This is a genomic window from Pedobacter frigidisoli (assembly GCF_032678525.1).
Classification (GTDB): Bacteria; Bacteroidota; Bacteroidia; order Sphingobacteriales; family Sphingobacteriaceae; genus Pedobacter; species Pedobacter frigidisoli_A.
The window spans coordinates 897,771-909,735 of the sequence record NZ_JAVTSE010000002.1; the positions used below are offsets into that span (position 1 = coordinate 897,771).

An 11,965-nucleotide genomic window follows, 5' to 3' on the forward strand; every position below is an offset into this window, starting at 1 on the left:
CGGCGCCCGACTTCGGAAGTGTGAAAGTTAAGTTAGTCCTGGAATTTCCATCTTACGAAGGCTTCCATGGCCTCGTACTCTGCCAGGCCCAGGTCATCATAGGCTTTTGCCGTTTCGCGGTTTCTGTCTTCTGCACGTTGCCAGAACTCCCTTGCATCATCACCTGGAAAAACAGCCCTGTCTTTCTGACTCTGGTGTTTAAATATTGCATATTTTTTTCGTTCCAGCTCTTTCGGGGAAATCGGAACTGCCATTTCAATTTCGTGGGTTTCAAACTCGTGCCATGCACCACGATACATCCATAGCCAGCAATCTTTTGCCCATTCTTCGGTTTTACGCAGGCGGGTAAGGGCTGCCAGGATGATGTTGAAACATACAATATGTGTACCGTGGGGATCTTCGAAATCACCTGCGGCATAAACCTGCTGGGGCTTTACTTTTTGAAGCAGCTCAATGGTCAGTTCGATATCCGCATCTGTAACGGGATTTTTCTGGCTTTTTCCGCTTTCATAAAAAGGAAGTGCCTGAAAATGGATATGATCGTCTTCCAGGCCGCAATACCGGGCTCCGGCGATGGCTTCACCTTTCCTGATCAGGCCTTTTACCGTTTGAATTTCCGGAGTATCAATCTGATTTGGTTTCTTTTGTTCGATGAAGGTCCTCATTTTTTGATAGAGTTCCTTCAGGTGTGCATTTTCGATGCCCATTTTTTCTGTAAAATCGACATTGAATTCTACAAAACGAAGCGCATCATCATCCCAAACAGCCGTATTACCTGACGTCTGGTAGGCCACATGCACATCATGTTTCTGATCCACCAGCCGGATGAAGGTACCACCCATTGAGATGACATCATCATCAGGGTGGGGGGAGAAGATAATGACCCTTTTTTTCGCTGGTTCAGCTCTTTCCGGGCGCTGGGAATCATCAGCATTTGGCTTTCCTCCCGGCCATCCGGTAATGGTATGTTGTAATTTATTGAAAATATGAATGTTGATGTTATAAACCGGCCCTTTTTCGGTAGCCAGCTGTGCCATTCCATTGTTATTATAGTCGTCTTCAGTTAATTTTAAGATTGGCTTTTTAAGTGTATTCGCCAGCCAGATCACCGCTTTTCTGATGAGTTCGTCTGTCCAGATGCAGTCTTTAACCAACCAGGGGGTATCGAAGCGTGTAAGTTCTGAAGCTGCGGGGCTATCGAGGATGAATTCGACATTTTGAGAAAGCTGGAGGTAAGTGGCAGGAACTTCGCCTGAGATTTCACCTTCGACTGCCTTTTTAATAATTGAGGCCTTTTTGCGGTTCCAGGCCATCAGGATAATTTCGCGGGCTTTGAAGATAGTTCCGATGCCCATTGTGATGGCTTTGGTAGGTACGAAGCTCTTTCCGCCAAAGTCACGGGCTGCATCTCGTCTGGTCAGATCGTCGAGTGTTACCAGGCGGGTACCTGAATTAGGAGCTGAACCGGGTTCATTAAACCCAATGTGGCCTGTACGTCCGATACCCAGGATCTGAATATCAAGACCGCCCAGTTCGCCAATTTTTTTCTCATAATCGAGGCAAAAAGCAGCGATATCTTCCAAAGGCAGGGTGCCATCCGGAATGTGAACATTGTTTTTGTCGATATCAATGTGATCGAAAAGATTTTCGTTCATGAAGGTAACGTAACTCTGTGCGGCGTTAGGCTGCATCGGATAATACTCGTCGAGATTGAAAGTAATTACGTTTTTGAAACTTAGCCCCTCCTCCTTGTGCAGTCTTACCAACTCGGCATACACTGCTATCGGGGTTACACCTGTTGCTAAGCCCAGTACTGCAGGTGCGTTGTTTGCTTGTTTTGACTTAATGAGATTGGCAATGCGATGTGCCACATTAACAGAAGCAATTTTTGGATTATCGAACACGGTTACGGGAAGCTTCTCGAAGCGTGTCTCCTCCAGTAGATTTAATCTAGCCATTTTTTATGGTTTTTAATGTACGGAGCAGTAAATATATATAGTTATGATCAATATATAATGATGGTTATTTACTTTTATTGTAAGTATTTTTACAAATCTAATGCCCGTTACTAAAACAAACGTTTGATCATCTTTTAAAATAATTTGCCATGAATAACCAGATTGAAAAGTTATATCTGAAAGCCTTAAAAGAGGAGCGTTTAATCATTGGATTAATGAGTGGAACCTCTATGGATGGCTTAGATATTGCTTTGTGTAAGGTGAAGGGGAGTGGTGGGAATACGGAGATAGTGGTGCTGGAATTTAAAACAGGCTCCTACACAAATGATTTTAGAGATAAATTAAAGTCCATTTTTTCGAAAAGGGATGCCGATCTGGAACTCGTGTGTTTAATGAATGAGCATATAGCAGATGTACATGCCAGGCTCATCAATGAAGCTCTTGCTGAATGGGACATAGATCCTGTTGATGTGGATATCATTGCCAGTCATGGACAAACTATTTTCCATGCACCAAAGAGTCTGCATGGTAAGTCTGACTATCCCAATGGAACACTTCAGATTGGCGATGGGGATCACATTGCAGTGAAAACAGGAATTATAACATTATCTGATTTCAGACAAAAACATTTGGCTGCAGGAGGGGAAGGCGCGCCATTAGCTGTTTATGGAGACTATCTGGTTTTTTCGAAAAAGGGAGAAAACCGGGTCATGCTTAATATAGGGGGAATTGCGAACTTCACTTATCTGCCATCGGATTTAAATGCCAGTGATATATTTTCTACTGATGTGGGGCCAGGAAATACGATGATGGATCAATATATGCAGCAGCAATATGGCAAGTTCTATGATGAGGGTGCAGCAGTTGCCTTGGCCGGGAAGTGCAATGATCACCTTTTAACAGCACTACTATCCAATGAGTTTTTTGATTTGACTTTTCCCAAAACCACTGGTCCAGAGTTGTTTAATTTGCATTATCTTGCCCAGGCCCAAAAAGTATCTTCAACTGAAGAAATTGCTGATCAGGATGTTATGGCAACACTTTGTCATTTTTCGGCTCAGGCTATAGCAGGTGCCATTCAAAAATGTTTCGGCAATGATTTATCGGTGCAGATTTATATGAGTGGTGGTGGAATGCACAATCGCCTATTGGTAAAACTGCTAAAGGACAAACTACCTTTCGCCGCTTTTTATACCACGCAAGACCTCAATATTAATCCAGATGCGAAAGAGGCCGTTTTATTTGCGGTATTAGCTAATGAAAGTCTATGTGGTACCCCTATCAACTTCGGGAATAGGCAGGGGGTTCCATCAGTTTGCATGGGCAAAATCAGTTTTCCGGAATAGGGGATAGGTGATATAGTATTTCTGATCATTTAAATGATGATGGATTTTCGTTTGCCGGGTATTTTGTTAAATTTGTTTAAGACTAATCTCAAAACTAAATCCTGATTTATGGAAAAATATTACCTTACCTGGTTGTCAAAGTGGTATGCTATTTTGATGATCCCGTTTCTGGTGCTTTGTAGTGCAGAAATGGCCCATTCCCAAAGTAAACGGTACGCTATAACCGGTAAGGTTACAGATGGTACCGGTAATGAGCCGATCCCGGGTGTTGTGGTTAAGATTTTAAATACAAATCTGGCAACCAGTACCAACCCAAACGGGAGTTATTCATTTGCTGTTGATTTATCGCCAGGCAGTTATCAGGTTCAGTTTTCTTTTGTAGGTTATAAAAGTTTGAGCAAAACACTGAGTTTAGGTAGTACGGATGCTGTGCAGCTAAATGCAACCCTCATTACTGATGCGGTAGGCCTTGATGAGGTAATTGTAACCGGAACTTCGGCAGGAACAACAAGAAAGGAACTGGGTAGTTATGTGAGTACCGTTAAGGGAGATGATCTGAACAAGGCACCAAGTGGCAATGTACTTTCATCGCTGCAGGGTAAAACAGCAGGGGCGCAAATCAGTCAGAATTCAGGCGATCCTGCAGGCGGGATGTCGGTAAGGCTGAGGGGAATAAGCTCGGTAAATTCATCTTCAGAACCACTTTATATCATCGATGGTGTTATTGTAAATAACTCGACTACCCGGGTAACCAATACTTCGTCTAACTATGATGGAGGGAATTTTGTTGGCAGTATTGGCCAGAACAGGATGGTAGATATAAACCCCGCGGATATTGACCGGATTGAGGTTTTAAACGGAGCTGCCGCTGCGGCCATTTATGGTTCGAGGGCAAACTCAGGTGTGATTCAGATTTTTACCAAACGAGGCTTAAGCGGCAAGGCCCAGGTGAGTTTTAATACAAGCTTAACAATAAGTGAGCTGAGAAAACAAATTGAAGTCAACCAGGCACCCATTAAGTTTGGCGGATCGGTAAACTCGCAAACACAGGATATTCTAACCCCTACACTGACCAATACCACACCTGTTACCCGGTATAACTATCAGGATTATATCTTTCAAACCGGATATGGTACCGATAACACAGTCTCTGTAAGTGGTGGATCAGATAATACCAAATTCTATACTTCTGCAAGTTATTTTACCAATCAGGGGATTATTAAGAATACAGATTTTAGCCGTTACAATCTTCGCGCTAACCTCGATCAAAAAATTACAGACTGGGCATCATTTAGTGCCGGTTTGAATTACATCAGGAGTGCGGCTAATGAGAAGCCCGATGGAAACTCCTTCTTCTCACCCATGAACTCGGTAACCATTATCGGTAACTTTCATGATTTGTTTGCCAGAGATGCAAACGGTAACTTACTGGCTATAGGAGAACGCGGAAGGGTAAATCCGGTGTCGGTAATAGAGGATATTAAACAACGTCAGGAAACCAACAGGGTAATTGCCAGTGCAAACCTTAAACTGTATCCTGTAAAAAACCTCACTTTAAACTTCGTGCTTGGGGTAGATAATTCGGGCGCAAACGGAACAACCTATATTCCTCCTTTTGCTTATAATGTTAACCCCGATTTTTATGGAGGCGGAGCCACTTTAGATGGAACATTGAACGGATATGCCAGTGCCGCTTCAAATAATGCATTTCAGTTCAACAATGAGATCAATGCGAATTATCAGGCCAAAATTTCTGACCTTATTTCTTCTACAACACAGCTGGGTTACTCTTTTCAGTACGAACAGACACGTTATCAGCTTGTAAATGGCAGAGGTTTAGCTCCGTTAATCGAAACTGTAAATGCCGCAGCCACGCAGCTACCGAGTGTCGACGGAAGAACCCAGCTATCGGTTTCGGGCGGATATTTACAGCAAACCTTCAAATACAAAGATCATTTGTTTTTAACCGGTGCAGTTCGTGTGGATCAAAGTACCGTATTCGGGGCAAGTAACAGAACCCAGACTTATTTTAAGGGTAATGGTAGTTACGTATTGTCCTCAACAGATTACTGGAAGAATCTTGGAGTTTCATCCTGGTGGGATACTTTTAAAATCAGGGCTGCTTATGGCGAATCCGGAAATTTAACCGGAATTGGTGCATACGACAGGATCAATGCCTATTCTACCCAGTCATTTCTGGGCAGGGCATCTTTGTTCTCCAGTGCAACACTGGCTAATGAAAATGTTAAGCCAGAGCGTCAGCGGGAACTCGAACTGGGTACTGATTTATCATTCTTTAAAAACAGGCTGGGTTTTCAGTTCAACTGGTATAATAAAAAAGTTAGCGATTTGTTAATTGCCAGCGTTACGGCCCCTTCAACCGGTTTTTCGAGTTTTCTGGATAACATCGGAGCCTTGCGTAATAAGGGAATAGAACTGGTAGTTTCGGGCACACCTCTAAAGGCGAAAGATTTTAGCTGGAACAGCTCTCTTGTGTTCAACAGAAACAGAAATAAAGCCTTAAATGTTGGAGGACTAAGGTTGTTTAGTACTAATCCCGGTGCGCCGGTTGCCATTATTGATGGTGAGGCGATTGGTGTATTTTACGGAACTTTCTTTGCCCGAAATCCCGACGGCAGCCTGCTGACAAATGCTGCAGGAATACCTCAGTTAGAAAAGGGAACGCAAACCTCAGCCACCACTTACACACCGCTCAGGGATGCAAATGGTTTACCTACAGGAACCACCTTAAGAAAGGTGCTGGGTGATCCAAATCCGGATTATACCGCTTCTTTTGTTAATGATTTTACCTACAAAAAATTTAATCTTCACATACAGCTTGATGCTGTTCAGGGAGGTGATGTATGGAATGCAGACTGGAGAACACGCCAGGGGGTTGGCAATGGCAAAGTAGCAGAGATGGAAGATTTAGGGCAACTGCCACGCGGATATGTGGCCGGTGTATATGCTACTGAAGAGTGGAGAATTGACGATGGATCTTTTGTTAAGCTAAGAGAAGTTTCTTTAAGTTACAATATCGGCAAAGTGAAATATTTCCGTGATTTAACGGTAACACTCAGCGGCAGAAATCTTATATCCTGGGATAATTACAAAGGATATGATCCTGAGCTTAACTCGGGAGGCCAGTCAACCATTTTAAGAAACATTGATTTTGGTTCGGTTCCTATCCCCCGCACTTTCAGTTTAGGTTTACAGGTTAAATTTTAATCGCTCAGGGAAATTATGAAAAATTTGAAAAGTATTACATCGATATATTTAGGTGCCGCAATTTTAGGTGCCGTTTTCTTTTCGTCTTGTACAAAAGAATATCAGGATCCGTCACGTGCTAAAACAGACGTGGCCCTTAATTCCCAGCAGGGATTAACAGCAGTAGCAATAGGCTTGCAGCGGGTATATACATTGAGCAGAACCGGAGTGATGTTCAATGCCGTGGCGTCTAATGGCTTTGTAACCAACGAGCTCCAATTGCTGAATGCCGGTAATATCCCCGAACTACAGTTAAGTACCGGCGGAAGTTCGGTAGATGGTACCAATACCATTCTGTATAATATGTGGACCAGCGCAAATAAAATTGTTTACGATGCCGACCTTGTGATTACCAATGCGAACAATTTACCTGATAAAGGATATGCAGCAGGATTAATTGCCTATGCCAGTATTTTCAAGGCGCTGGCTATAGGAAGCATGTCGCAATACTGGGAGAATATCCCTAACGGAACAGGCGCCAATGTTACCTATATTACAAGGGCTGCAGGTTTTACAAAAGCAATTTCAGTTTTAGATAATGCCCTTACGGTGACAACAGCAAATCCGGTATCGGCAGCATTTTCGGCAAATGTACCAACAGACGTAAACATCATAAATACCATTCATGCACTTAAGGCGAGGTATGCTTTGTTTTCAGGTAATTACGCACTTGCTTTAAGTGAGGCTAATGCTGTTGATCTTACAAAATCATCATTCTTCAAATTTGATGCAACTTCTCCAAATATCTTGTTCACCATCATTTCATCAAATAATGTATTTCAACCCACAAATACTAATTTGGGCTTAACAGGAACGTATGTGCCGGATGCTGCGGATAAAAGAATTGCATTTTATACCACCACTGCCGGAACGCCTGCAACGATAAGAATGGCTGGTTTTGCTACAGCTACATCCAGTCCTTTCCCAATTTATTTGCCAGGAGAAATTACGCTGATCAAAGCCGAATCTTATGCACGCCAGAGTACACCTGATCTGACCAATAGTTTAGCTGAACTAAATAAAGTAGTAACTAAAACAACCGATTTGTTTGGTGTGGCGGCAGCCCTTCCTGCCTTAACAGGCCCTTTTACGCAACAGCAGTTGTTAAGTCTGATTTATAAGCACCGCTGCATTGAGCTATATGCTTCAGGATTGAAGCTGGAAGATATGAGGAGATTTGCATTGCCACTTACTGACCGGAAAAGGAATTTCTTCCCTTATCCTTTTCAGGAAAGGGATAATAATAAAAACACTCCTGCAGACCCAGCATTTTAAATAAAAACAGCTTCCTGCATCTTATATGCAGGAAGCTGTTAATTATAGTATTTCAGCACGCTTTTGCCTGTACCCCTCCAGCAGCCCGTGGCCCTTTTCAAGCTCCGTTACCAGATAGCTGATACTTTCGATGGGGCATACTTTTAGTCTGAGCGTAATGTCCAGTTTCTCTGAAATGCACAGTACCGCTGTTTTCTTTGAACAGGCAATCATGGCTTTTTTCAACTGGTTAATCTCCCAGTCGGTATCGGTTAATCCTTCTTCGTGATGTATGGCACTTGTTCCCATTAAACATAAATCAGCTTTGATTTCTGCAAGCTGACTGATTACGTGTCCGCCATAGGTAATCTGAGAGTTTTTAGAGAAGAGGCCGCCAATTAGTATCACTTCTACGTTATTGTATTTTGCCAGTTCTACAGCTACCAGGGGGCTGATGGTAAAAAAAGTTGCCGCTATATTTTGAGGGAGCTGCTTCACAAACTCAATTATTGTCGTGCCGCCACCGATAAGCACAACCATTCCATCTTTAATTAAAGAAATTGCTTTTTTGGCAATGATAATCTTACTGTCTCTGGCGTAAACAGTGCTGTCGTCAAAAGAGCTGTGGTATGACTTTGAAAGGGCTCCGCCGTGAACCTTGAACAGTAAGCCATCATCTACCAGCTCCTGCAGGTCTCTTCTGATGGTATCTTCAGAAACATTTAACAATTGTACCAGATCTGATGTGAGCACTCGGTTGTGCAGGTTAATCTGGCGCATAATAAAATCGTGGCGTTCTTTTTTTAACATAGTTTGATGAGCTTAGACGAATGTAAAAATTGTTTTCAAATATTTGCGTGTTTGTGCGTGTTTCTGCAATTTAATTTTGTTACGCCTTGTTAAATAGTTTGTTAAATTGTTTTTAATTCAAAAAACAATTATGATATTAGCTAAATGATAAGTAAAGTGCGTGATTATGCGTGTTTTATTAAAGGCAAACTACTAACAACAATCAACTAACTAATTCATTATCCTAAACTAGGAAGTTTATGAAAAAAAAACTACTACTAACTATTCTTGGTACGTTTTTGTTGCTGGCGCATGCTATTGCGCAACAAATTACGGTAACAGGTAAGGTCACATCCGCGGATGGGCCGATTCCCGGAGCATCCATTCGCGTGAAAGGCACAATGGTCGCTACACAAACAAATGCTGACGGAAATTTTTCTGTAAAGGCTATTAACACGGACATTCTGATTGTATCTTATATTGGATATCGGACTCAAGAAATATCAATAGGTAAACAAACATCAATAACCGTAAACATGATTACTGACGCGAGTAATCTGGAAGAGGTTGTGGTAACGGGCCAAGGGATATCCAGATCCAAAAAAGTTCTTGGATATGCAGCCCAGACTCTAAAGGGGACAGAAATTGCGGAAACGCAAAGAGATAACTTTCTTAATGCGTTGCAGGGGCGCGTTGCTGGTGCTATTATTACACCCACCACAGGTGCTCCTGGAGCGTCTTCTCAGATCATTATACGCGGGGGTGTTTCTTTAGATGGAGATAATCAACCCTTGTTTGTAGTTGACGGTCTGCCGATATCAAATAAAACATTTTCTGATTACAGCCTTGTTGGACAAGGAAATTTTAACAGAACAAATGATTACGGCAACAGGGGAATGGATATAAATCCAGAAGAGATTGAGTCGATAACAATTTTGAAAGGTCCCGAGGCTGCGGCACTATATGGTACAGAAGGTGCTTCAGGAGCGGTAGTAATCACCACCAAAAAAGCTAAGGCGGGAACGGCGCGGGCAAGTTATAGCAACAACTTCAGAGTTGAGAATGCCTACCGGTTTCCGGAAATCCAGACCGTATATGGTGGTGGTGCCGGGGGGATTTTTGATGAGGAGTTGAGAACGCGTACATATTTTGGGGCGAAGTATCCGGCAAACCTACCTATGTATAATAATGTTGAAAATTTTTATCAGACTGGTTTCACTCAAAAACACAATGCATCTGTGGAAGGAGGATCTGAAAAGCTCTCGGTGAGATCAAGCTTATCTTACACAGATCAATCTGGTTATCTTCCTAGTACAGGTTATAATAGTATTAACTTTAAATTGAGTGGTGTTTCGCGAATAAGCGATAAACTAAGTCTAAACGCGTCGATTAACATCATATCTTCCAAAACAGATAAGATTTATAAAGGGTCAGGTAGTGCGATGCTAAGTGCGCTTTCGTGGCCGATTGTTGATGATATGCGTAATTACATAGATCCGGCTACCGGGGGACGTAGAACTATTACCGGAAGTTTATCTGGAGAGTTGGATAATCCTTATTGGGCAATTAATAAGAACCCAAACTCGGATAAACTGAATCGTTCTATCACTAACATCGGATTGGATTATACGCCAACCAAGTGGTTTTCCGTTGTCGGTAGAGTAGGTGCTGATATGTTTACACAAACGGGTATGTCCGCCTATCATCCGCAATCTTATTCATCTAACGTTTCCGGAACTGTTTATTCCGGAGGTGGTATAAATACTTATAGCGATGTTAAGCGTCTTTTCAATGCCTCATTAGTAGGTACTTTTCGGAAGGATTTCGGTAAATTTAAACCTGTATTGCGTATCGGCGGTGACTTATTAGACGACGCAGATGAAACCAATGCACAATTCGGAACCAGATTTTACGAACAGGATTATTACAGCATTAATAACACCGACCCAACTACACAACGGGTTGCTTACAATAACATTATCAAAAGAAAAGTAGGGGGATTTGCACAAGCGGAATTAGGGTACGACGACGTATTATTCCTTACATTGACAGGAAGACAAGATTACTCCTCTACCTTACCGATTGCTAACTACAGCTTTTTTTATCCCGCGGCATCACTAAGTTTTGTGTTTTCAGATCTGAAAGCTGTAAAGGATTTAAAATGGTTATCATTCGGAAAGTTAAGGGCTTCCTATGGTCAATCTGGGAAGGATGCAAGAAATGCATATGTGACTTCTACCAAATTACTCGCACAGACCACAACCGGTGGTGGTTTCGCAACAGATGTTACTGCAGGTAATCCTAATTTGGTGGCAGAATTTACAACCTCAAAGGAAGCAGGTTTTGAACTGGGTTTCTTTAATAACAGGCTTTCATTTGATTTTTCAATTTATGAAAATGTTTCGGACAAGCAAATAACTGCTCCCCGTTTAAGTTATGCCACGGGTGCAATTTTAGGATATATTAACAGCGGAAAGATTAGGAACAGGGGATTTGAGCTTATGGTTAAGGGCACCCCAATCAAGCAAAAAGATTTCAGTTGGGATATATCAGCCAATATTTCAAGAAATCGTGGAAAATTAATCTCTTTACCTGCTGGTCAAGATGTCTTTTATTTATCTGATACCTGGCTAACTGATTATGCAAGAGCTCAGTATTCATTAGGATCGTCTCTGCTTTCTATCGCAGCAACAAACTATTTACGTAATAATGCTGGACAGGTTTTAATTAATCCTACGAGTGGAATGCCTATAAAGGATACGAATTATACTTTTGTTGGAGACAGAACTCCAGATTTTACAGCTGGTATAACAAACAGTTTCACCTATAAGAATTTCAACCTGTCATTCTTACTCGACGTTAAAGTTGGAGGAGATATTTACAATGCTACTGAAGAGTACCTTTACATTCGGGGATTGTCTAAATTAAGTTTAGATCGTGAAACTCCACGTATAATAGAGGGGGTTTTTAGAGACGGATTGGAAAATACTGCTAATCCAACAAAAAATAATATCGTAGTGATCCCTTATATCACAACTAGTTATTATTCAACATCATTTAATACCGCAGATTTTATTCAGAAAGATGTTAACTGGGTAAGACTAAAAGATATTACCCTTAGTTATAACTTGCCTAAAAGTTTATTCACAAATAACAAAGTTTTTAAAAGTGCAAGTGTATTCTTTACCGGAACAGACCTGTTGATGTTAACTAATTATAATGGTGTTGATCCGCAAACCAGTGGTTTGAGTGCGGCTGCTGGAGGATTGGGAGGTAATGGAATCGACTATGGATCTGCGGGGCAGCCAAGAGGTTATAATTTTGGTCTTAAAATTGGTTTTTAACAAGAAG

The 11,965-nt window shown here is 41.8% G+C and carries 6 protein-coding genes; 4 read left to right on the forward strand and 2 right to left on the reverse strand.

Going from position 1 to position 11,965, the window contains the following annotated elements:
- Nucleotides 1–32: 32 nt before the first annotated feature.
- Nucleotides 33–1,958, reverse strand: a complete 1,926-nt coding sequence (gene nagB, locus R2Q80_RS08950; RefSeq protein ID WP_316799263.1) for a glucosamine-6-phosphate deaminase — start codon at nt 1,956–1,958, stop codon at nt 33–35.
- A gap of 149 nt (nt 1,959–2,107) precedes the next feature.
- Between nagB and R2Q80_RS08955 the strand changes: the two genes are divergently transcribed.
- From R2Q80_RS08955 to R2Q80_RS08965, 3 genes are all read left to right on the forward strand, one after another.
- Nucleotides 2,108–3,304 carry an anhydro-N-acetylmuramic acid kinase gene (locus R2Q80_RS08955; RefSeq protein ID WP_316799264.1) on the forward strand — a complete coding sequence of 399 codons (1,197 nt, stop codon included), beginning with the start codon at nt 2,108–2,110 and terminating at the stop codon, nt 3,302–3,304.
- Nucleotides 3,305–3,412: 108 nt separating this feature from the next.
- Nucleotides 3,413–6,532: a SusC/RagA family TonB-linked outer membrane protein gene (locus tag R2Q80_RS08960; protein ID WP_316799265.1), complete on the forward strand. Its 3,120-nt coding sequence runs from the start codon at nt 3,413–3,415 to the stop codon at nt 6,530–6,532.
- 15 nt (nt 6,533–6,547) lie between these two features.
- The gene (locus R2Q80_RS08965) at nt 6,548–7,846 is read left to right on the forward strand and encodes a RagB/SusD family nutrient uptake outer membrane protein (RefSeq protein ID WP_316799266.1); all 1,299 of its coding nucleotides are present in this window, start codon (nt 6,548–6,550) and stop codon (nt 7,844–7,846) included.
- A 42-nt stretch (nt 7,847–7,888) separates the two neighbouring features.
- Here the strand turns inward: R2Q80_RS08965 and R2Q80_RS08970 are convergent, their stop codons facing one another.
- Nucleotides 7,889–8,635 carry a DeoR/GlpR family DNA-binding transcription regulator gene (locus tag R2Q80_RS08970; RefSeq protein WP_316799267.1) on the reverse strand — a complete coding sequence of 249 codons (747 nt, stop codon included), beginning with the start codon at nt 8,633–8,635 and terminating at the stop codon, nt 7,889–7,891.
- Nucleotides 8,636–8,874: 239 nt separating this feature from the next.
- Here R2Q80_RS08970 and R2Q80_RS08975 point away from each other — a divergent pair, with 239 nt between their 5' ends.
- Nucleotides 8,875–11,958 (forward strand): SusC/RagA family TonB-linked outer membrane protein, encoded by a 3,084-nt coding sequence (locus tag R2Q80_RS08975; protein WP_316799268.1) that lies wholly within the window; start codon nt 8,875–8,877, stop codon nt 11,956–11,958.
- Nucleotides 11,959–11,965 lie beyond the last annotated feature (7 nt).

What these genes read in the sequence shown, in the direction of transcription:
- nagB (WP_316799263.1), bottom strand. Translation starts at nt 1,958, where the DNA reads ATGGCTAGATTAAATCTACTGGAGGAGACACGCTTCGAGAAGCTTCCC.
- R2Q80_RS08955 (WP_316799264.1), top strand. Translation starts at nt 2,108, where the DNA reads ATGAATAACCAGATTGAAAAGTTATATCTGAAAGCCTTAAAAGAGGAG.
- R2Q80_RS08960 (WP_316799265.1), top strand. Translation starts at nt 3,413, where the DNA reads ATGGAAAAATATTACCTTACCTGGTTGTCAAAGTGGTATGCTATTTTG.
- R2Q80_RS08965 (WP_316799266.1), top strand. Translation starts at nt 6,548, where the DNA reads ATGAAAAATTTGAAAAGTATTACATCGATATATTTAGGTGCCGCAATT.
- R2Q80_RS08970 (WP_316799267.1), bottom strand. Translation starts at nt 8,635, where the DNA reads ATGTTAAAAAAAGAACGCCACGATTTTATTATGCGCCAGATTAACCTG.
- R2Q80_RS08975 (WP_316799268.1), top strand. Translation starts at nt 8,875, where the DNA reads ATGAAAAAAAAACTACTACTAACTATTCTTGGTACGTTTTTGTTGCTG.